The sequence below is a fragment of the Rhodococcus sp. P-2 genome (genome assembly GCF_016598535.1).
Lineage (GTDB): Bacteria > Actinomycetota > Actinomycetes > Mycobacteriales > Mycobacteriaceae > Rhodococcus_F > Rhodococcus_F baikonurensis.
This window is the reverse complement of the sequence record NZ_CP066779.1, coordinates 6,246,215-6,267,086: the sequence shown is the minus strand read 5'-3', so window position 1 is coordinate 6,267,086 and position 20,872 is coordinate 6,246,215. Positions and strand designations below refer to the sequence as shown.

At 63.0% G+C, this 20,872-nt stretch carries 23 protein-coding genes; 13 read left to right on the top strand and 10 right to left on the bottom strand.

What is annotated here, in order from left to right; all coding sequences use genetic code 11:
• Positions 1-543: a DUF1003 domain-containing protein gene (locus I7X09_RS29035; RefSeq protein ID WP_003945067.1), complete on the bottom strand. Its 543-nt coding sequence runs from the start codon at positions 541-543 to the stop codon at positions 1-3.
• The gene (locus tag I7X09_RS29030) at positions 540-1,826 is read right to left on the bottom strand and encodes a magnesium transporter MgtE N-terminal domain-containing protein (RefSeq protein WP_019749352.1); all 1,287 of its coding nucleotides are present in this window, start codon (positions 1,824-1,826) and stop codon (positions 540-542) included. The genes I7X09_RS29035 and I7X09_RS29030 overlap by 4 nt, the downstream gene beginning before the upstream one ends.
• A 72-nt stretch (positions 1,827-1,898) precedes the next feature.
• On the opposite strand from I7X09_RS29030, the gene I7X09_RS29025 reads away from it, so the two are divergent.
• The 6 genes from I7X09_RS29025 (at position 1,899) to I7X09_RS29000 (ending at position 7,996) form a co-directional block, all read left to right on the top strand.
• Positions 1,899-2,861: an HpcH/HpaI aldolase/citrate lyase family protein gene (locus I7X09_RS29025; RefSeq protein ID WP_095972901.1), complete on the top strand. Its 963-nt coding sequence runs from the start codon at positions 1,899-1,901 to the stop codon at positions 2,859-2,861.
• A 106-nt stretch (positions 2,862-2,967) separates the two neighbouring features.
• Positions 2,968-3,462 (top strand): general stress protein, encoded by a 495-nt coding sequence (locus I7X09_RS29020; protein ID WP_003945065.1) that lies wholly within the window; start codon positions 2,968-2,970, stop codon positions 3,460-3,462.
• A gap of 228 nt (positions 3,463-3,690) precedes the next feature.
• Positions 3,691-5,028, top strand: a complete 1,338-nt coding sequence (locus tag I7X09_RS29015) for an ABC transporter substrate-binding protein (RefSeq protein WP_200318143.1) — start codon at positions 3,691-3,693, stop codon at positions 5,026-5,028.
• 80 nt (positions 5,029-5,108) lie between these two features.
• A complete protein-coding gene (locus I7X09_RS29010; RefSeq protein ID WP_172436712.1) occupies positions 5,109-5,990 on the top strand; it encodes a carbohydrate ABC transporter permease in 882 nt (293 codons plus the stop codon).
• 1 nt (position 5,991) lies between these two features.
• A complete protein-coding gene (locus I7X09_RS29005; RefSeq protein ID WP_019749348.1) occupies positions 5,992-6,822 on the top strand; it encodes a carbohydrate ABC transporter permease in 831 nt (276 codons plus the stop codon).
• Between the two features lie 4 nt (positions 6,823-6,826).
• Complete coding sequence (locus I7X09_RS29000; RefSeq protein ID WP_124569915.1) at positions 6,827-7,996, top strand: ABC transporter ATP-binding protein; 1,170 nt, start codon at positions 6,827-6,829, stop codon at positions 7,994-7,996.
• 4 nt (positions 7,997-8,000) lie between these two features.
• On the opposite strand, the gene I7X09_RS28995 is transcribed toward I7X09_RS29000, so the two are convergent.
• Complete coding sequence (locus I7X09_RS28995; RefSeq protein WP_206029912.1) at positions 8,001-8,237, bottom strand: hypothetical protein; 237 nt, start codon at positions 8,235-8,237, stop codon at positions 8,001-8,003.
• Between the two features lie 126 nt (positions 8,238-8,363).
• Between I7X09_RS28995 and I7X09_RS28990 the strand changes: the two genes are divergently transcribed.
• Both I7X09_RS28990 and I7X09_RS28985 read left to right on the top strand, forming a co-directional pair.
• Positions 8,364-9,629, top strand: a complete 1,266-nt coding sequence (locus I7X09_RS28990; RefSeq protein WP_200314897.1) for a sensor histidine kinase — start codon at positions 8,364-8,366, stop codon at positions 9,627-9,629.
• Between the two features lie 10 nt (positions 9,630-9,639).
• Positions 9,640-10,746: a winged helix DNA-binding domain-containing protein gene (locus tag I7X09_RS28985; RefSeq protein ID WP_200314895.1), complete on the top strand. Its 1,107-nt coding sequence runs from the start codon at positions 9,640-9,642 to the stop codon at positions 10,744-10,746.
• On the opposite strand, the gene I7X09_RS28980 is transcribed toward I7X09_RS28985, so the two are convergent.
• Together I7X09_RS28980 and I7X09_RS28975 are read right to left on the bottom strand one after the other, a co-directional pair.
• Entirely contained in the window at positions 10,739-11,602 is an 864-nt protein-coding gene (locus I7X09_RS28980; RefSeq protein WP_003945080.1) for a hypothetical protein, read from the bottom strand. The two genes, I7X09_RS28985 and I7X09_RS28980, sit on opposite strands and share 8 nt — an antisense overlap.
• Positions 11,592-12,290 carry a metallophosphoesterase family protein gene (locus I7X09_RS28975; protein ID WP_095972897.1) on the bottom strand — a complete coding sequence of 233 codons (699 nt, stop codon included), beginning with the start codon at positions 12,288-12,290 and terminating at the stop codon, positions 11,592-11,594. The genes I7X09_RS28980 and I7X09_RS28975 overlap by 11 nt, the downstream gene beginning before the upstream one ends.
• Before the next feature lie 71 nt (positions 12,291-12,361).
• On the opposite strand from I7X09_RS28975, the gene I7X09_RS28970 reads away from it, so the two are divergent.
• On the top strand, positions 12,362-12,946 hold the full coding sequence (locus tag I7X09_RS28970; RefSeq protein WP_095972896.1) for a suppressor of fused domain protein: 585 nt from the start codon (positions 12,362-12,364) through the stop codon (positions 12,944-12,946).
• Between the two features lie 51 nt (positions 12,947-12,997).
• On the opposite strand, the gene I7X09_RS28965 is transcribed toward I7X09_RS28970, so the two are convergent.
• Complete coding sequence (locus I7X09_RS28965) at positions 12,998-13,444, bottom strand: SRPBCC family protein (protein ID WP_054187353.1); 447 nt, start codon at positions 13,442-13,444, stop codon at positions 12,998-13,000.
• A 134-nt stretch (positions 13,445-13,578) separates the two neighbouring features.
• Positions 13,579-14,649: a magnesium and cobalt transport protein CorA gene (locus I7X09_RS28960; RefSeq protein ID WP_095972894.1), complete on the bottom strand. Its 1,071-nt coding sequence runs from the start codon at positions 14,647-14,649 to the stop codon at positions 13,579-13,581.
• A 172-nt stretch (positions 14,650-14,821) separates the two neighbouring features.
• On the opposite strand from I7X09_RS28960, the gene I7X09_RS28955 reads away from it, so the two are divergent.
• The 4 genes from I7X09_RS28955 to I7X09_RS28940 all read left to right on the top strand — a co-directional run bounded on the left by I7X09_RS28955 (position 14,822) and on the right by I7X09_RS28940 (position 18,269).
• Positions 14,822-15,676: a PHP domain-containing protein gene (locus tag I7X09_RS28955; RefSeq protein WP_095972893.1), complete on the top strand. Its 855-nt coding sequence runs from the start codon at positions 14,822-14,824 to the stop codon at positions 15,674-15,676.
• On the top strand, positions 15,673-16,287 hold the full coding sequence (locus I7X09_RS28950; RefSeq protein WP_164490628.1) for a MarC family protein: 615 nt from the start codon (positions 15,673-15,675) through the stop codon (positions 16,285-16,287). The genes I7X09_RS28955 and I7X09_RS28950 overlap by 4 nt, the downstream gene beginning before the upstream one ends.
• 3 nt (positions 16,288-16,290) lie before the next feature.
• Positions 16,291-16,683, top strand: a complete 393-nt coding sequence (locus I7X09_RS28945) for a hypothetical protein (protein ID WP_200314892.1) — start codon at positions 16,291-16,293, stop codon at positions 16,681-16,683.
• A gap of 392 nt (positions 16,684-17,075) precedes the next feature.
• Positions 17,076-18,269, top strand: a complete 1,194-nt coding sequence (locus tag I7X09_RS28940; RefSeq protein WP_003945072.1) for an NAD(P)-dependent malic enzyme — start codon at positions 17,076-17,078, stop codon at positions 18,267-18,269.
• 73 nt (positions 18,270-18,342) lie between these two features.
• Here I7X09_RS28940 and I7X09_RS28935 read toward each other — a convergent pair whose 3' ends face one another.
• Genes I7X09_RS28935 through I7X09_RS28925 form a run of 3 tightly spaced genes read right to left on the bottom strand, consistent with a single transcriptional unit; the run spans position 18,343 to position 20,868 of the window.
• Positions 18,343-19,032: an ABC transporter permease gene (locus I7X09_RS28935; protein ID WP_095972891.1), complete on the bottom strand. Its 690-nt coding sequence runs from the start codon at positions 19,030-19,032 to the stop codon at positions 18,343-18,345.
• The gene (locus tag I7X09_RS28930) at positions 19,029-19,718 is read right to left on the bottom strand and encodes an ABC transporter permease (protein WP_200314890.1); all 690 of its coding nucleotides are present in this window, start codon (positions 19,716-19,718) and stop codon (positions 19,029-19,031) included. Before I7X09_RS28930 ends, I7X09_RS28935 begins: the two co-directional genes overlap by 4 nt.
• A 4-nt stretch (positions 19,719-19,722) precedes the next feature.
• Complete coding sequence (locus I7X09_RS28925; protein WP_124569910.1) at positions 19,723-20,868, bottom strand: ABC transporter ATP-binding protein; 1,146 nt, start codon at positions 20,866-20,868, stop codon at positions 19,723-19,725.
• Positions 20,869-20,872 lie beyond the last annotated feature (4 nt).

The following is a 20,872-nucleotide window of genomic DNA, read 5'->3' as shown; positions in this document are numbered from 1 at the left end:
CTAGTTGTGACTTTGTTTCGCAGTATTCGAGTCACGGTGCTTCTTCTTCGGGGTCGGTTCGCCGTCGGCAGCAAGGATCGACTTGATCTCTTCGAGCTCGCGCCGCAGGTAGTCGCGGGTGGCGACCTCGCCGACGGCAATACGCAGAGCTGCGAGTTCACGGGCGAGGAATTCGGTATCCGCCTTGGTTTGCTCGGCGCGCGAGCGGTCCTCCTCGAGCGAGACCCGGTCGCGATTCTCCTGACGGTTCTGTGCCAGCAGGATCAGCGGCGCCGCGTAGGCGGCCTGGGTGGAGAAGGCCAGGTTCAGAAGAATGAACGGGTACGGGTCCCACTGCAGAGCCACCGCGAACACGTTGATCAGGATCCAGACGATCACGATGATCGTCTGGATCGCGAGATAACGCCCGGTACCGAGGAAGCGGGCGATGCGTTCACTGACGCGTCCGACAGCTTCGACGTCGAAATCGAGATTGAACCGGCGGCTTCCGCGAGGCGTTTCCAGTCGTTGCCGTGCGGTCGTGCTCGACGCCCGTTCGCTCATCGGAGTAGTTCCTCGTCGTCGGAGTAATCCTCGCGCCAGTCTTCCGGCAGGAGGTGATCGAGCACGTCGTCGACCGTGACGGCCCCGATCAGGTGATTCTCGTCGTCCACGACCGGCCCGCACACCAAGTTGTAGGTAGCGAAATATCGGGTGACCGACGCCAACGAGTCATCCGGAGCCAACCTGGGCATATCGGTGTCGAGTATTCCGCCGACCAGGCTCGCGGGAGGCTCGCGGAGAAGCTTCTGCAAGTGGACGCATCCGAGATACCGCCCGGTCGGAGTCGCGGTCGGCGGACGTACGACGAAGACCATGCTCGACAGCGCCGGGGTCACGTCGTAGTTGCGGGCGCGGGCAAGGGCCTCGGCGACGGTCGTCGAGGCCGTCAGTACTACCGGTTCGGGCGTCATCAGACCACCGGCAGTGTCCGGGGAGTGCTCGAGCAGGCGTCGAACAGGTTCGGAATCCTGAGGGTCCATCAACTGCAGCAGTGATTCGGCTTCGGTCTCGGGCAGCTCGCCCAACAGGTCGGCGGCGTCGTCGGGATCCATGGCCTCGAGTAGATCGGCGGCACGTTCGACTTCCAAGTGCATCAGCAGATCGGTCTGGTCGTCCGCCGGCAGTTCCTGGACGACGTCGGCAAGGCGTTCGTCGTCGAGGGCCACGGCCAGTTCGTGACGGCGCTTCTCCGGCAGTTCGCGCATGGCGTTGGCGACATCGGCGGGTCGCATGCCTTCGTACTGCAGAAGGAGGTGAGCGACGCCCTGACCGGGGAGTGAGAGATCGCTCTGCGTGAGGCCCGCGACGTGCTGCCAGTCGACGATGTGAATCGCCGCGCGTCGACCGAGGCGTCCACGATGGCCGCGAACCGCGACCTTCGAGACGACCCAGTCGCGGGTTCGAGTCGATTCGATCCCGAGGTCGACCACAATCGTGTCGACGCCGTGAAGCTCCTCGAGTTCCGGGTCGTCCACGCGCACATGCGAATCGAGTACCTGCGCCAGAGCGAGCACTTCGCCCGGGCGCTGGTTGAAACGCCGCAGACTGACGTTGCCCGTGGTGAGGGTGACCGCACTCGGTTCGATGGCCGTCACGCGGAGCATCGGAACGAAAATACGTTTGCGCGTGAACATTTCGATCACCAGACCGAGAACGCGGGGTTGCTGGCGTCCGATACGGACCGTGATGACGACGTCGCGCACACGACCGATCGATTCGCCGTCCGGGCCGAGTACAACCAGGCCGGCAAGCCTGGCTGCAAATACCTTGCCTGCTGCTGCCATGATTGCAAGGCTAATTCGTCCAGCGTCAAAATCTGCAACGGCGCCACCGAAAATCGAGAAGGGCAGTCCGCAATGACTTCACGCAACCGTTCCCGTCGATCGGTATTGGCAGTTCCCGGCAGCAGTCGGAAGATGATCGACAAGGCGAAGGGATTGCCCGCCGACGAGATCTTTCTCGACCTCGAAGATGCGGTGGCGCCGTTGGCGAAGCAAGCGGCCAGGGAGTCGATCGGCGACGCGTTGGCCGAGGACGGGTGGGGCAAACAGGTCAAGGTCGTCCGGGTCAACGACTGGACCACCGAATGGACGTATGCCGACGTCGTGGAGGTGGTCGGCCGCGCCGGAGCGCATCTGGACGCCATCTTGCTGCCCAAGGTGCCCGACGCGAGCCACGTCCAGGCGCTCGATTTGTTGTTGACGCAGGTCGAGAAGGCCAACGGTCTCGAGGTCGGCAAGATCGGAATCGAACCGCAGATCGAGAACGCGATCGGATTGACCAACATCGACGCGATCGCCACCGCGAGCCCCCGCGTCGAGGCGCTCGTGTTCGGCCCGGCGGATTTCATGGCGAGCCTGAACATGCGAACTCTGGTCGTCGGCGAGCAACCGGACGGCTACGACCGCGGTGACGCGTATCACCACATTCTGATGACCATCTTGATGGCCGCGCGTGCGCATGGCGTCCAGGCGATCGACGGCCCGTACCTGCAGATCCGTGACGTCGACGCTTTCACTCGTTCGGCGGCGCGAACGGCAGCGCTCGGTTTCGACGGCAAGTGGGTTCTGCATCCCACGCAGATCGAGGCAGCCAACGAGGTGTTCAGTCCGCGCCAATCCGATTACGACCGTGCGGAACTCATCTTGGACGCGTACGCATTCCACACCTCGGCCGCCGGGGGAGGACGGGGCGCCGTCATGCTCGGCGACGAGATGATCGACGAGGCGAGTCGCAAAATGGCGCTGGTGATTTCGGCCAAGGGGCGTGCTGCGGGGATGACGCGTACGTCGGAATTCACCCCACCCGAACACGCCTGACGCTCGCATAGCCGAACGAATCAGGTCTGTAAAGGGCACAATAGGGGTAGATGTACTTGCGTCGTCCGCGTGGATGACGTGCCCGAAAAGAGGAGCGCAGCCAGCCATGTCCAATCCGCTCGGTCAATCGTCGAATGGGTCGCGCCGTGGAGCGTTGCCGACACCGCCTTCGGGATGGCCCATCGGGTCGTACCCCACCTACGCCGAGGCGCAGCGCGCAGTCGACTACCTCTCCGACCAGGAATTCCCGGTTCAGGACGTCACGATCGTCGGCGTGAACCTGATGCAGGTCGAGCGAGTTCTCGGTCGGTTGACGTGGGCCAAGGTGATCGGCGGCGGCATCGTGTCCGGCGCCTGGCTCGGCGTCTTCTTCGGTCTGGTGCTCGGGATCGTCACCGGTGGGTTCCTCGCGCCGTTGATCGCGGGCATCGTGGGCGGCATCATCTTCGGCGTCATCTCGACGACCATTCCGTATGCCGCGACGCGTGGGCAGCGGGACTTCGCCTCGACGATGCAGTTGGTCGCCGGACGATACGACGTTCTGTGTGAGCCCAAGACGGCGGAGTCGGCGCGCGACCTACTTGCCAAGCTCGCCATCTGACATTCTTGCTCGGGCTGCCAATTCGTGTGATCTCGGTTACTTTGTGTACACGCGGGCGAGGTGACACTCACTTCCCCGTGACCGTTTGCCGGACAAGGAAATAGGTCCCTTCTCCGGCAGAAGTGCCGATGTGTGGTGTGTCGGCCAGCCGTAACGACTGCGCCGTCTCGCCGCCCGAGGAGGACGGCTGTGCAGAACAAGAGATTGCGGGCGGGGCAGAAGAAGAAATTGCGGGTGGGGCTGCTCGGCGCGGCGACATTGTTGTTGGCGCCCTTGCTCACTGCGTGTGGATCGGACAACGAGGACGGGGTGGTGCTGTCCTTTTACACCGCCGCGGACGGCGCCGAGCAGTATGCAGAGGCCGCCGCCAACTGTTCGGCGGCGTCGAACGGCGCGTACCGGGTCGAGCAGAAAACTCTGCCCAAGGGTGCCGACGATCAGCGGCTTCAGTTGGCGCGGCGGCTGACCGGCACCGACAAGTCACTCGACCTGATGACGCTCGACGTGGTGTGGACCGCCGAATTCGCCGAAGCCGGTTGGGCATTGCCGCTTCCTGACGACGTGGCGGCCGAGGTGAGCAACGGGACTCTCGAGGGGCCGCTGGAGTCGGCGAAGTGGCAGGACCAGCTCTACGCGGCGCCATTGAACACCAACACCCAATTGCTCTGGTATCGCAAGGATTTGATGCCGGACGGGCAACCACCCCAAACCTGGGATCAGATGATCGACATCTCCGAAGGACTGGCCGCGGAGGGGCGCCCCAGCTGGATCGGTGTGCAGGGCAAGCAGTACGAAGGACTGATGGTCTGGTTCAACACCCTTCTCGCCAGTGCGGGCGGTTCGGTGGTCGGGCCGGACGGAACCACGGTGACAGTCGCCGACGGTGATGCTGCCCAGCAGGCGCTGACCGTCATGAAGCGTGTGGCTACCGCGAAGGGTGCGGACCCCTCGATCTCGCAGGGGGACGAAGCGTCGTCACGCCTGGGTATGGAGAGCGGCAAATCTGCCTTCCAAGTCAACTGGCCGTTCGTGCTGCCGGGCATCCTGGAGAACGCCGAGAAGGGCGATCTTCCCTACATCGACGACAAGGGAAACGTCACCAGCCAGAACACCGGAAATACGGTTCTCACGGTAAACGGTGAACGGAATTTCCTTGCCGCTCCTTATCCTTCGGTCATCGAGGGCAAACCGGCGGAAGTCACGATCGGTGGCTTCAACGTCGCGGTGGCAAAGACCAGTCAGCATCCGGATCTCGCTTTCGAGGCACTCACCTGCCTGCGTAACGAGGAGAATCAGCGCAACAATGCAGTCGCCGGTGGTGTCCCGCCGACACTCGAGAGCCTCTACGACGACCCGGCGTTCCAGGAGGCGTACCCGGCGTGGCGTGAGGTTCGCGACAGCCTGGACACCGCCTCGGTCCGCCCCGTTTCTCCTGCCTATCAGAGTATTTCGACGCTCATCACTGCCACGCTGAACCCTGTGGGAAACATCGATCCGGAATCGACCGTGAACGATCTTGCCGAGCAGGTACGTAAGGCAGTCAATTCCGAGGGGCTGATTCCGTGACGATCGACAGCGAAAATTCGGGAGCTGCACCAACAGTTGCGACGCCTTCGCCGGAGCCGAAGCACTCCGCCAAGTCGAAGATGTCGGACGGAAAGGCCGCCGAGCGTCGACTCGGCCTGTGGCTGGTGGCCCCGGCCGCGATTCTCATGATCGCGGTGACCGCATATCCGGTGGTCTACGCCGTCTGGCTTAGTTTGCAGCGCTACGACCTACGCTTCCCGGATCAACGAAAGTTCGTCTGGTTCGACAACTACGTGTCGGTGCTGACCGACGGATACTGGTGGCAAGCGTTCGCGGTGACGACGTCCATCACGGTTGTCTCGGTCGTCATCGAGTTCGTTCTCGGACTGACCATCGCGCTGGTGATGCACAGAACGATCGTGGGTAAAGGCCTCGTCCGCACCGTTGTGCTCATCCCGTACGGCATCGTCACCGTCGCCGCGGCCTACAGCTGGTACTACGCGTGGACGCCGGGCACCGGCTACCTCGCCAATCTCCTGCCCGACGGCAGTGCGCCGCTCACCGACCAGATCCCGTCGCTCGCGATCATCGTCCTTGCCGAGGTGTGGAAGACGACGCCGTTCATGGCGCTGCTCCTGCTCGCCGGTTTGGCGTTGGTTCCGGACGACCTCCTCAAGGCGGCACAGGTGGACGGTGCCGGCGCGTGGACTCGTTTGGTACGCATCATCCTTCCGTTGATGAAACCCGCCATCCTCGTAGCACTGCTGTTCCGCACACTCGACGCGTTCCGCATCTTCGACAACATCTACGTGCTGACGAAGGGAGCGAACGACACCGGATCGGTGTCGATCCTGGGGTACGACAACCTGTTCAAGGCATTCAACCTGGGCATCGGATCGGCGATCAGTGTGCTGATCTTCGTGTGTGTGGCGTTGATCGCCTTCGTCTTCATCAAACTCTTCGGTGCCTCGGCTCCCGGATCCGACACGGAAGGACGCTGACATGACCGTGACTCCCAGACTCAAGATCAGCTGGTCCGTCGTCAACCTTCTGGTCTTGTTGTACGCGTTGGTTCCCGTCCTGTGGATTGCCAGCCTGTCCTTCAAGCCTGCCGGAACCATCAAGGACGGCAAGTTCATTCCGGAGAAGTGGACGCTGGACAACTACCGAGGAATCTTCGACACCAGCGCCTTCACCAGTGCCCTGATCAACTCCATCGGCATCGGACTCATCTCGACGGTCATCGCCGTGGTGATCGGGACGATGGCGGCGTACGCCATTGCGCGCTTGGATTTTCCGGGCAAGAAACTGTTGGTGGGTGTCGCCCTGTTGATCGCGATGTTCCCGCAGATTTCGTTGGTGAGCCCGCTCTTCGACATCGAACGACGACTCGGACTCTTCGACACCTGGGCCGGGCTCATCCTGCCGTACATCACCTTTGCGTTGCCGTTGGCGATCTACACGCTCTCGGCGTTCTTCAAGGAGATTCCGTGGGAACTCGAGAAGGCGGCGCAGATGGACGGCGCGACGCCGGGTCAAGCGTTCCGGAAGGTGGTGGCTCCACTTGCCGCGCCCGGCATCGTCACTGCGGGCATCTTGGTTTTCATCTTCTGCTGGAACGATCTGTTGTTCGCGATCTCGTTGACGTCGACCGAACGCTCCATCACCGCCCCTGCTGCCATCGCGAACTTCACCGGCGCTTCACAATTCGAGGAGCCCACCGGGTCGATCGCCGCGGCCGCCATGGTCATCACCATTCCGATCATCATCTTTGTTCTGTTCTTCCAACGTCGTATCGTGGCCGGGCTTACTTCCGGCGCAGTGAAGGGATAAACCTGTGGCCGAGATCGTGCTGGACAAGGTGACCAAGCTGTACCCGGACGGAGCCAAGGCGGTCAGTGATGTCGACATCACCATCGCCGACGGAGAATTCATCATTCTCGTGGGCCCGTCCGGTTGTGGAAAATCCACGACGCTCAACATGATTGCCGGGCTCGAAGACATTTCGACCGGCGAGCTGAGGATTGCTGGTGAACGCGTCAACGAACGCGCCCCCAAGGACCGCGACATCGCGATGGTGTTCCAGTCGTATGCGCTGTATCCGCATATGACGGTGCGCCAGAACATCGCGTTCCCTTTGACATTGGCGAAGATGTCCAAGGACGAGATCAACGCCAAGGTCGACGACGCGGCGCGGGTGCTCGACCTCACCCAGCATCTCGATCGCAAACCGGCGAACCTGTCGGGTGGTCAGCGTCAGCGTGTCGCGATGGGACGCGCCATCGTGCGCAGCCCCAAGGCGTTTCTCATGGACGAGCCGCTCTCGAACCTGGACGCCAAACTGCGCGTGCAGATGAGGACGGAGATAGCCCGCCTGCAGCAGCGGCTCGGCACGACAACGATCTACGTGACCCATGACCAGACCGAGGCGATGACACTCGGCGACCGGGTGGTCGTGCTTCGCGGCGGAATCGTGCAACAGATCGGTGCGCCGCAGGAGCTTTACGATCGTCCCAACAATCTGTTCGTGGCGGGATTCATCGGATCCCCGTCCATGAACTTCTTCCCCGGACAGTTGACGGCCGACGGAGTCAGCACGCCGATCGGCGAAGTTCGACTGCCCGCGGCGGCGCAGTCGAAGATCGCGGGCAGCGGCTCGGGGAAGGACGTCGTGGTCGGAATCAGGCCGGAGCATTTCGAGGACGTGGCGCTGGTCGATGCAGCGCAGCAGCCGCACGGCGGGACGTTCACCGTCGACGTCGACGTGCTGGAATCGATGGGTTCCGACAAGTACGCGTATTTCCTCGCCGGCGGCCCCGCCGTCAATTCTCGTGAACTCGAGGAACTCGCCGCCGATTCGGGAACCGCCGTCGCTGGTGGCGGCCAGCTGGTCGCCAGGCTCTCGTCCGAGTCCACGGTGGCTCAGGGCAGGTCGATCGATCTGTGGTTCGATCCCGCCAAGATCGCGGTGTTCGACGGCGGTACGGGAGCCAATCTGCTGCTGTGAACCTCTACCCGGGCAAGGTGACCGAATACGTCGTGCCCCAGGGGAGCGGTACCTGTTCGGGGCCGGGTGTGACGTCGGCCGGCTCGGGCAGGGGGATCAACCGGCCGAACTGTTCGTGATGGGTGGAGGCCGGGGCAGCTTGTGCTGTCCCGGCCACCACGGCGATCGGCGCCGCTGCCAGGGCGCCGGCGACGGCAAATCGAGTGGCGATGCGGCGCTTGCTTGCTCGGGTCGAGATCATGAGCACTCCTGCGTGGTGTCGAGGTTCGGTGAATGCTGTGCCATTCACGGTATTGCGGGTTGATTGTGAAATCTCGTGTGCGAAGCTCATTCACAGGGAACTGGGATGGGCGGCACAGGAGGACAGATGAACGGATCCTCGGTACGAACCGAGCACCTGCCCGGCGGCCCGGACCTCGAACGGATACTGCGCGAACACGCCTACCGCGGTGCGTACCTGCAGCTGACGGTGCGCGGCGCTCTGGTGCTGTTCATCGCCCTGACACTGATCTTCGTCCCGCCGATGAACGATGCGGGATGGTGTTTCGCGATTCTGGGCGCGTATGCGCTCTGGTCGGCAGCCGTGGCGCTGTGGATCCGCAAGGGCGGCACCGGCCCGGTGACCATGATCTGGCTCGGATTGTTCGTCGACCTCGCCGTTCTCGCAACTCTGACATTGCTGACTGGTCTCGCAGCCGAGCAGAGTTGGACCGCCGACATCTTGAGCAACGGGCTCTTCGTCATACCGGTCCTGGCGTGTACTCAGCTTCGGACGGACGTGTGTGTCGGCGTCGTTGCCTGCACGATCGGTGTGTTCTTCGTTTCAAGTTGGGCAACGATGACTTCGAATTCCGAGCCGTGGCCGTCGATCCTGTTGAGCACCATGGCCTTGGTCGGGGTGGGTGCGGGCGCAATCGGACTGACCCGGATCCAACGATCGCGTGTGTTGACCATCGGGCACCTCGTCGGGCATCGCACGAGCCTTCTGGCCGAGCTCATGGGGTTGGAGCAGCGTGAGCGCACAGAACTGTCCGAGCAATTGCACGACGGGGCGCTCCAGTACGTTCTCGCGGCGCGGATGGATCTCGACGAATTGGCAGGCAGTGCGGAGCCCGTCGCGTTGGCGCGAGCGGGGAAAGCGCTCGGTGAAGCGACAACGCTGCTGAGATCGTCCGTCTCGGAACTGCATCCCACAGTTCTCGTTCACGTGGGCCTTGCCCGCGCGATCGGGGACCTCGCGCGCTCGGCACAGGGACGCGGCGGAGTAGTGGTCGACGTCGACACTTCAGGCTGGAAAGACGATCTACGCACGTCCGCGGACGACGTCCTGTTCGGCGCCGCTCGAGAGCTTCTGGGCAACGTCGTCAAACATGCCGGCGCGCACAATGTTCGGATCGAGCTTGCACGGCTGGACCACCGTGCGGTGCTCGTGGTTTCGGACGACGGCCGGGGGATCAGCGCTGATCGGATTGCCGAACGACGAGCCGCCGGTCACATCGGACTGCTCTCGCACGAACTGCGTGTGGTTGCCGCGGGTGGGTCGTTCTCGGTCGGACCGGGTGAAGAGTCCGGAACTCTCGCGCGAGTCGAGATACCGTTCCAGATCGCCGCTGCCACCGACCGTGATCGTTGAGGAGTTGTCGATGGCTGCACTGATCACCGATCGCGAGCTCAACCTGGCGACTCTGGCGAGGCAGTTCCTGCTTCGACGCGCCGAGGTAAGCGCGTTGGATGCGATCGAGCACCTGGCAGGACTGCAGGCTCAGGCGCCGAATCCGCCCTACCTGGCACTGTGGGCGCGGCTGAAGAACTTTGCGGCAGAAGACCTCTCCACCCTTGTCGAGAATCGCCAGGTGGTGCGGCTGGTTGCCATGCGAGGCACGGTCTTTGCTCTCTCGGCCGCCGATGCGGGTCCCTTCCGGGCCACGGTGCAGACGATCATGGAACGCGATCTCCACACCAACAGCACTCAGCGTGCGGCGCTCACCGGTTTGGATCTCGAGGCGCTGGCGCAGGCGGGACGCGAACTGGTAGCGGACGGGCCGCTCACCCAGATGCAGATGAGACCGATACTGGCAGAGCGCTTTCCCGGCCACGCGGCCGAGGGCCTGGCGCACGGCGTTCGAGGGCTTCTGCCGATGGTCCAGGTCCCACCGCGAGGTCTGTGGGGACGATCCGGAGCACCGGCACTGACAACCTTGGAGAATTGGCTTGGCACAGAAGTGAGTTCATCTCCCGATCCCGACGCGTTGGTGCTGCGCTATCTGGCTGCGTTCGGGCCCGCGAGTGCGAAAGATGCGCAAGCGTGGTCAGGGCTTACGAGACTCGCCGAGGTCTTCGAGAGGCTACGCCCCGGCTTGATCACCTTTGTCAACGAGAATGGGACCGAGGTATTCGATCTACCGGACGCGCCACGACCGACCTCCGGAACACCGCCGGTCAGAATCCTTGCTCCGTTCGACAACATCCTGCTCTCGCACGCCGACCGCTCGCGAATCATGGACGAGCAGTACCGAACTCGTGTCTTCACCGTCAACGGCATCATCAAGCCCGCCATCCTGGTGCGCGGAAAGGTGGTGGGATTCGCGACAGTGACGCCGGACAATGAGACGGTCGAGTTGGGCGCGACTCTGTTTGCGCAGCAAGCGAAGACCGCGCTCACGGCCATCGAGAAAGAAGCGCGTTCGTTGCTGAAGTTCATGCACCCGAATATCGTGAACCGCGAAGTGCGGTTCGCTGTCGCTACGTAGCGGGCTTGTGCTTTCGTGGTGCCCGATCGCGCAGTTCGGCCACGATCTCGTCATTCCACATGTGACGCCGCACCAGTCGGTACCGCTCCCGGGCGATCCACAAGTACGCCTCGGCGTCGGTGTGCTCGGGCAACATGTCGGCGCCCCGCAGCATCCGCACGACGGGGAGAAACTCCTCGCCGAACCAGCGTCGGGCGACCGTGTCTCGGCCGAGGAACTCGCCCTTCTCCTGCATGAGCCGAAAACCCCACGCCTCCACACACTCACTGAGTTCGGCGTACTCCCACGGGTCGGTGACCTGGACGGCTTCGCGTTGTGAACCCTGCAGCGGAACGCGGGTGAGGAAGAGTCGGCGATGGTCCTTGATGAGCAGATCGGCGCGCTGAGTGATGCCTTCCGGCGAGATACGAGTGATGATCTCGGTGACGTACGCGTCGATAGTCTTCTGGTGCATCGCACATGCAATGGACACTCGGTGGTGCCCGTCGATCACGAAGTGCATGGAGCCGACGCGATACAACTGAACAGGTGGCACCGATTCGCCGCGTCGTTGCGCCACCGCAAGTCGCTCCCAACGAGCGCGCGAGTGAGTGGACGTCGGACGGAAGTACCTGTCGAAATCACCTGTGCGGTCGACACTTCCGACTATCGATTCGATGGTGACGACCTGCAGACCCAGAGACTTCTCGCCGACCTTGCCGAGCGCTGCGACAACTTCGTCGAACGGCAGAATCGCGTTGACGTCGTCCGGTTCGCGTCGTAGCCAACTGACCAGACGTGCAACGTCGGCACGTCGACGCTGACGAGCGAAATCGTTTTCCGCGTCGGCTGTGGGAAATCCGGTGTCACGAGCCATGTCGGCGCCTCACGATCGTCGGCGGAGTACCTGGAGAAATCTCCATCAGCGTGAAGCCGACGGTATTGAGCACGATAGTCCGGCCTACCTCCAGATCGAGAGGTGTTCGCCCGTGCGGGTGGATGTGTCCGTGGATCATGACTGTCGGATCGAGGGTGCGGATCAAGGAGGTGAAGCATTCGAACCCACGATGTGGCCGATCCTCGGCGTCGCCGACACCGCGGGCAGGGCTGTGTGTGAGCAGCACATCGACTCCCGCCCGACCGCCGGGAAGTCGCGATTGCCAGGCATTTCGCCAGGTGAGCGAGCGGGCGCGTCGGCTCTGCCGGCGCTCGGTCCACTGATTGGGGCCCGTGTTGTATCGGATGGAACCGCCGAGGCCGGCGATCCGCAGACCGGCGACGGTAACGATGCGTCCGTCGGCGTTGACCGCGCCGGTCGGCCCGGGCCACTGCGCCGGCATCCCGGCCCGCATCCAACCCGATCTCTTGTTCGAATATCCGGACAGATCGACGTCGTGGTTCCCGGGAACGAACACGCAGGGCGCATTCAGTTGATCGGACAGGTACTCCAGATACGCAAACGGCAGATCGCCTGCGCCGAGGATCACGTCGACTTCGAGTGAACGAACCTGACTGCTCCACAGGAATTCGACGGTCTCGTCGCTGACAGCGAGAACGGAGACCATTTCGACGACGCTACCGCCACCGCGAGGTATCTGCGCTGCGAACCTCGCGGGCACGGTGTTTAGATGGACGAGTGTCAGACAGCGTCGTATCTTCCGTCCGGGCCCACCTCGTCAGCAGTATCGAGGGGCCGGACCCCACCGCGGCCTCAGTGACGTTCCTCGGGGTCGAACCGCTGGACGTACTGCGTTTCGAGTCACCCGACGGCCTGGTTCGCTACGCCACGCTGGGGTGCTCACGTCATCCGATGGGCGACCCCAACGAGCTGGTCGCAGACCCCACACGCGGTCCTCGCGCCGAGTTGGTGCTCACCCTGCGCGGTGGCACGGGTGTTGCGTCAGGTGTGGCCAGGACGCTCGCGGTGCTGGCTGCGGCGCCGTCCGTCGAAGGGGTCGTGCTGCTCGAAGACGCACTGCTGGACCTGGGCGAGCCGCTGTGGAAGGACACCGCGTTCACGGCGGTGCTTCTCGGTGAGAGCGGGATCGCCGACCTGACGCTGCCGGAGCCGTTCGATCCGGTTCGCTTCCTCGGCGTGGTCCCCCTGACCGGTACCGAAGCCGCCTGGGTGCGCCTGCGCGGCGCGGAGGCACTGCGGGAAGCGTGGACCGAGGCGGGGATCGACATTCGCGATCCGCACCGTTCCGCCGCCTCGCTCTAGGGTTCCGGCGGCCTCTGTGGTTCCGGTTGCCCTGGCGTTTTGTCGGTCAGATCATTCGGCGTGCACGAGTATGTCTGCCAGGTTCTCGAGACTCACCCGAACCGTCCGTGAAAATGCTTTCGTGACGATCGGGTCGGCCATCTTGCCGAATACGCCTCCAAGTCCGCTTTCGCTGTCGAGTCGGTAGGTGACCCGAGTCCCGTCACCGACTTCTTCGCAGGTCGTGGTCTGGGAGAAGCTGACCGGACTTTCGACGGACGTCGATTTCGACGATCTCGGTGGGTCGTACTCGGTGAATTCGGATGTCCACTCGAGACGCTTGCCCAGGATTCTCGAGACACCGTGCCAACGGCTTCCCACGCCCATCGGGCCGTCGGTGATCTGTGTGCACTCGACCATCGAATTCTCCCAGTTGGGCCAGTTCTCGGCGACGGCGATGTACTCCCAGACGTCCTTGGGTGGCAACGCGATCTCTACGGATTGCTCGACTGTAGGCATGGTTGCTCCTCCACTTCTCTTTGGATCTGAATTTGCTTGTCGCAAAATGGATTTCGGGAACGGAATGAAAATGCGTACCCATATCCATTGTCCGCCTGCGACGGTGGCAAGTACAGGGAGTCAGGGTGAGCGATTCACAGCCAGTTGTTGCGGCGGAAGAGAAAGAACAAGCCGACACACACCGACGCGATGAGGAACAGGATGGACTGATAGCCGTACTTGTAACCGAGTTCCGGCATGTTCTCGAAGTTCATTCCGTAGATACCGGCAACGCCGGTTGGCACGGCGGCGATAGCGACCCACGCCGAGATCTTGCGCATGTCGGTGTTCTGCTGCACCGCGATCTTCGCGAGTGCGGCATCGACCAGAGAACTCAACACCTCGTCGTATTCCGAGATTCGTTCGGCCACGATCGTGTGGTGATCTCGTACGTCACGGAAGTATCGCCGGATCTCCTTCGGGACGAGGCCGCCCGCGGGCTGAGTGAGCTGGAGCAGTGGCAATCCGAGAGGAGTGACCGAGCGTCGTAGTTCGACGATTTCACGTTTGAGTAGGTAGATATGCTCGACGGCAACGGTGTTCCGCGGGTTGAACACCAACTCCTCCATGCTGTCGACGTCCTGTTCGACCAGCTGAATGACGGAGAGATAGCTGTCGACGACGTGGTCGGTGATCGCGTGCAACACCGCGAACGGTCCCATGGAGAGACGCTCGGCATTCTGTTCGAGCGACTTGCGCACGCTTGCCAGTTCGGAGTGATCCCCGTGCCGGACGGTCACTACGAAGTCGGGACCGACGAACACCATGATCTCGCCGGTTTCGACGATCTCGCTCGCCGTCGCCACGGACTCGTGCGGTACGTAGACGACCGTGCGCAGCACCAGGAACATGACGTCGTCGTAGCGTTCGAGTTTCGGGCGCTCGTGTGCATGGACGGCATCCTCGACCATCAGCTCGTGGAGTCCGAAAGTTGCTGCGACATCTTGCATCTGGCCTTCGTCGGGTGCATGCATGCCCACCCAGACGAATGCGTTGTCGCGACTACGGACCTCGGCCAACGCGGCGCGATGCGTGTACTTGCCCGGCAACCGCACGCCGTCCACGTAGACCGCGCAGTCGACGATCGCGCGGGCTGCCGGGACGGGGATCTTGGGTGCACCCGCTTGCGTCGATTTGCCGTTCGACCAATTCGGCAGTGACGGCATGGTTGGCACGCTCGCTCCTTCTCGGTCTGTAGTGCAGTGAACCTGTGATGCAGTAACGGCACTACAGCGACACCTGATCGAATTGCGCTGCCGCTGCGGCGTAATCGTACGTCAGCTTCCGGCTCGCCTACCGGAGCGCGATGAAGTTGCCGATTGCTGACACACTGGAACAGTGCGAATAGACCTTCACACCCACTCCAACGCATCGGACGGCACCGATACCCCGGCTGCCCTCATGCGCGCCGCAGCCGACGCCGGACTCGACGTCGTCGCCATCACCGATCACGACACGACTTCGGGCTGGGCCGAGGCGGCGCAGGCCTTGCCGAGCGGGGTCAGCCTCGTTCGCGGGATGGAGATGTCGTGTGAGGGGCGAGGTGAACGTGGTTGGCCGGTGGCCGTTCATCTGCTGGCATACCTCTTCGATCCGACGCACCCCGAATTCGCAAAAGAACGTGAGCGACTGCGCGCCGAACGCGTCGAACGTATCCGGGTGATGACGACGATGATGGCTCGTGACGGTCTGCCCGTCGATCCCGATCAGATCCTGGCCGACGCCGGTCCGTCTGTCGGACGCCCGCACGTCGCAGCGGCCTTGATGCGAGCGGGAGTGGTGTCGAGCATCAGCGAGGCCTTCTCCGACCTGTTGTCCAGTCGCGGGCGATACGACGTTCCCAAGTACGACACTCCGCTCGAGTACGCCGTCGAACTGGTGGCAGCAGCCGGGGGAGTGACCGTCCTTGCGCATGGACGGGCGCGTTCGCGCGGCGGATTGCTTGCGCTCGACCACATCCGTGATCTGGCCGAGCTGGGTCTCGGGGGTCTCGAAGTCGATCACCCGGACCATCGCAGCGACGATCGCGACGTCCTGCGCCGCCTGGCCGTCGACCTCGGTCTGGCAGTCACCGGATCCTCGGACTACCACGGGGAGAACAAGACGATCGGACTCGGCGACGAGCTCACGGACGAGGCGGAGTTCGACAAACTCGTCTCGGCTGCCACCGGCGTGGAGGTACTTGGGCGCTGATGCTCGACACCACGCTCTACCTCACCGTGTTCATCACGCTGTTCGTGATCATGGACCCGCCCGGAGTCATCCCGGTGTTCCTGTCACTGGTCGGCCGCAAAAGCCGTGAAGATCGCAATCGAGCGGCATGGCAGGCCCCCGCCGTCTCCCTTGCGGTCATCTCGGTCTTCGCCATCGGCGGTCAGGCGATCCTCAACTACCTCCACATCGGTATTCCGGCATTGCAGGGCGCCGGCGGACTACTCCTCCTTCTCATCGCACTCGAACTGCTGACCGGAAAGGCCTCGAACCGTCCGCAGGGAGCCGACGACGTCAACGTCGCACTCGTTCCTTTGGGCACGCCGATGATGGCTGGTCCCGGTGCGATTGCGGCCGTCATCGTCTTTGTCGCCCAGGCCGACGGTGAAGCGGCGTCGTATCTGGCGATCGCGTTGGCGATTTTGTCCATCCACCTCGTGCTGTTCGTGGTCCTGCGCTTCTCGACGGCACTGATCCGGATACTGGGCGAGGGTGGCATCAGTCTGCTGGCACGCATCGCCGGTCTATTGCTCGCCGCCATCGCGGTTCAACTCATTGCGGAATCAGTCCGCGGATTCGTCGCGGGAGCGTAAGAGATGACATACGACGACAGGTACGGCCGGAACGACAGGTACGAGGACGACTACCAGTACCAGGATTATCAGGATTATCAGTACGAAGACGACTACGACTATCCCGCCGACAAACGGCAATGGCTGCTGGTCCGCGCTCTACGCGCCCTGAGTGGCACCGTGGCGGCCGGAATCGTGGTCTTGACACTCGTGATCATCGGTTCGGCTTATCTGGGCGGCAACCGCGGATTCCCGGGACCGGGAACAACGTCGATCGCCGCGCACATTGCGGCCTCGGTGGTTGCTTTGGCCGCGCAGATCTGGTGCGACCGCAGGCGGGGTATCGCGGCGGTTGCCGGATCGGTGGTCGTGCTCGTGGTGGCGGGGCTGTTGTTGGTGACGCAGTGGTGGGGATGACTGGGTGGGGATGACACCGTGGGGATGACGGCTCAGGTTTGAGTGTGGTGAGGAATCCGACCGCTTGGAGGATTTGATTGTGATCCGACTCTGGTGGCAAACTGGAGTTACTTCGAGGCGGCGCCACAGCCCGGCCCCGAAGTGCAGGTTTCGTCAGAATTTCTCCCGAAACCTAGATTGCATGGATACGCCAGGGCTCACCCGCCCCACACCATGACGCTTCGGATGTATTGCGGCCCACTTTCTCGCGCACGCCGAATGCTCTTCTTCTCAGTAGTCGTTCGCGGAAGAAATGATCTCTGACCGTTGTGAACGTGGTTTCGCAGCGGTCCGAAGGATTACTTCCCAGTAACCCAGCCCCGCTTGAGGCTGGACTAATCAGGAGTGTCATCGTGTCCCTCGTGACTGAAGCCATCAACGTACCCAAGGTCGAGTTGACCGACGAAGAAATCTTTGCCGCTCACGTCGGTGGCAAGCTCTCGGTCGAGACCACAGCACCGCTCGATACGCAGCGGGCCCTCTCGATCGCCTACACGCCGGGTGTTGCTCAGGTGAGCCGCGCCATCGCTGCAGACGAAACCCTCGCCGATCGATACACGTGGACCAACCGACTCGTCGTGGTGGTCAGCGACGGCACCGCGGTTCTCGGGCTCGGCGACATCGGCCCGCGCGCATCGCTGCCCGTCATGGAGGGCAAGTCGGCACTGTTCAAGAACTTCGCCGGACTGAACTCCATTCCGCTGGTTCTCGACACCAAGGATCCCGACGAGATCGTCGAGACGCTCATCCGTCTGCGCCCGAGCTTCGGCGCGGTCAACCTCGAGGACATCTCGGCACCGCGCTGCTTCGAGATCGAGAAGCGCGTCATCGAAGCCCTCGACTGCCCCGTCATGCACGACGATCAGCACGGAACCGCCATCGTGGTCCTCGCTGCCCTCAAGGGCGCTGTCAAGGTCCAGAGCCGCGACATCACCACACTCAAGGTCGTCATCTCCGGCGCCGGCGCTGCGGGTGTTGCCTGCGCGAACATCCTGCTCGCCGCCGGAATCAGCGACGTCATCGTGCTGGACTCGAAGGGCATCATCTCGGGTGAGCGCAGCGACCTCAACGACGTGAAGGCAGAACTCGCAGCCCGCACCAATCCCCGCGACCTGCACGGTGGTGCCATCGAGGCACTCGAAGGTGCTGACGTGTTCCTGGGTGTCTCGGCGGGCAAGATCCCGGAGGAGCTCATCGCTTCGATGGCTCCCGAGTCGATCGTGTTCGCGCTCTCCAACCCGGATCCGGAGATTCACCCCGAGACCGCGTCGAAGTATGCGGCGATCGTGGCTACGGGTCGCAGTGATTTCCCGAACCAGATCAACAACGTTCTCGCCTTCCCCGGTGTGTTCAAGGGCGCGCTCGACGCCGGCGCCCGTCGCATCACCGAAGGTATGAAGCTCGCTGCCGCCGAGGCAATCCTGTCGGTGGTCGGCGACGAGTTGGCAGCGGACAAAATCGTCCCCAGCCCACTCGACCCTCGCGTGGCACCCGCAGTAGCGGAAGCCGTCGCGGCCGCAGCGCATGCTGAGGGCGTGACCAGCTAAGAGGGACTACGAAAGCCCCGATCGGAACCCGCACACAAGGTTCCGATCGGGGCTTTTTCGTGGGATTCTCGCGCTACAGACGAGCGAGGTCGGGTGTTCGACGCAGCCTGCCGGTGCCGGGAACCGATGCCCAGACCACCAGTGCCAGTAGGCCGTCCACGACGAGAGCCACCACCGCGACCAGGATTGCGCCGACGACAACTCGGTCGTACTTGTAGAGAGCGAGACCGTCGAAGATGTACCGGCCGAGACCGCCGAGGTTGACGTAGGCAGCGACCGTCGCTGTGGCAATCACCTGCAGTGTGGCGTTGCGGAGTCCGCCGAGAATCAATGGCAGCGCATTGGGTATCTCGACGCGGAAGAGTACTTGGAGTTCGGTCATACCCATCGCCCGCGCGGCCTCGACGACGCCACGGTCGACGCTGGCGATTCCGGCGTACGTGCCGGCGAGGAGTGGGGGAATGCCGAGGATCACGAGCGCGAGAATCGGCGGCATCACCCCGAGTCCCATGAGAAGAACGAGGAACGTCAGCAGGCCGAGTGTGGGCAACGACCGCAGTGCGTTGACCAGACTGACGACCACGATCTCACCGCGGCGTAGATGGCCGATGAGCAATCCGATGGGCACCGCGATCACGGCCGAAAGTGCCACGGCCAGAACGCTGTACCACAGGTGCTGGAGAATGCGTGTGCCGATTCCGGTGTCGCCGCTCCAATTTCCGGGATCGACGATGAAGTCCCAGGCTCCGGTGAAGATGCTCATACGGGTTCCCCCTCGGCTGACAGGACGGCGGGAACCTTCGAAGAGGTCGAGGTCGAGGTCCTGGTCCACGGGGTCAGGAATCGGCCGATCAGATACAGGATCAGATCGAGCGCCAGTGCCAGCACGACGATCGCGATGATGCCGGCAACGATCTGGTCCGGGTAGTCGCGGTCGTAACCCTGTTTGAACAGAACTCCCAGCCCGCCGATTCCGATCAGTGATCCGACCGACACCAGCGAAATATTGGTAACGGCAATAACTCTGATGTTCGCGATCATGACCGGCAGCGCCAACGGCAACTCGACCGTCAGGGCGCGTCGTAGTGGCGTGAATCCGACGGCGGTGGAGGCGTCGATGACGTTGTCCGGCACCGAGTCGAGTGCTTCGGGCACAGCCCGGATGAGCAGTGCCGTCGCATACACGCTGAGTGCGATCACCACGTTGAGCGGATCAAGGGTCTTGAGGCCGAACAACTGAGGAATCGTGACGAACAGCGCGAGCGACGGAATCGTGAACGCGATGCTCGCCAGGGTCAACGTGATTCGGCGCAGCCACCTGACGTTGCGGATCGCTGTACCGACCGGAACGGCAATCAGGAGACCGATCAGCAAGGGGAGCAGCGCCAGATACAGATGGGTCTTCGAGTAATCCACGACCGTCGAGAAATTGTCGATGAGCCAGCGCATGCCGCTACGCCCCGAATCCCTCGGTGAAGGCGACTCGGTTGCGTTCCTCGTCCTCGCGTCGACGCTGATCTGCCAATTTCGCGACGACTTCGGAACCGAGGATCCCGCCGATCACCGCGCCCTCTGCGTCGACGGCAACACCGATACCGGAAGGGGAAGAGATTGCCGCATCGAGTGCTTGGCGGAGATCGCCGCCGGGGGAGAACAACGAACCTCCGGCCGACGTCGACTGCGCAAGAGTGCGTCCCGAGCGCAGACCTTCGACGCCGGTCACGTCGATCCATCCCTGTGGACTTCCGTTGTCCGTGACCACGAGAACCCACTCGCCCAATTCGAGACGCAGAGCCTTCAACTCGTTCTCGACGGCCGTACGGACCGGGTGAAGCGGGACCTCGTCGGCAGCACGGAACGACAATCCCCGATAGCCGCGATCGCGTCCGACGAATCCGGCGACAAAATCCGTTGCCGGTGCGGCCAACACGTCGCGAGGCGCCGCCACCTGCTGAAGCCGTCCGCCGGGGCCGAAGACGGCAATGTGATCACCGAGTTTGACTGCCTCGTCGATGTCGTGGGTGACAAAGACGATCGTCTTCTTCAGTTCGCTTTGCAGACGGAGCATTTCGGTCTGCAAATCCTCACGCACCACGGGATCGACGGCGCTGAAGGGCTCGTCCATCAACAGGATCGGCGGATCGGCTGCCAGCGCACGGGCTACTCCCACCCGTTGCTGTTGCCCACCCGAGAGTTGCCCGGGATAGCGAGTGGCAAGTGAAATGTCCAGACCGACTCGTTCGAGAACACCCAACGCGGCTTTACGTGCGGCGCGGCGGGACTCACCACGCAGCACCGGAACCGTTGCGACGTTGTCGATCACGGTGCGGTGGGGAAGTAGGCCGGCATTCTGAATGACGTACCCGATGCCGAGACGCAGTTTCACCGCGTCGGTCTGGGCGATGTCACGACCGTCGACGAAGATCTTGCCCGACGTCGGTGTGATCATCCGGTTGATCATGCGCATCGACGTCGTCTTGCCGCACCCGGACGGCCCCACGAACACCGTGAACGACTCGGCCTCGATGGTGAGATCGAGACGGTCGACGGCGGTGGTGCCGTCCGGGTACTGCTTGGTGACACCCTCGAAGGTGATCACGTGA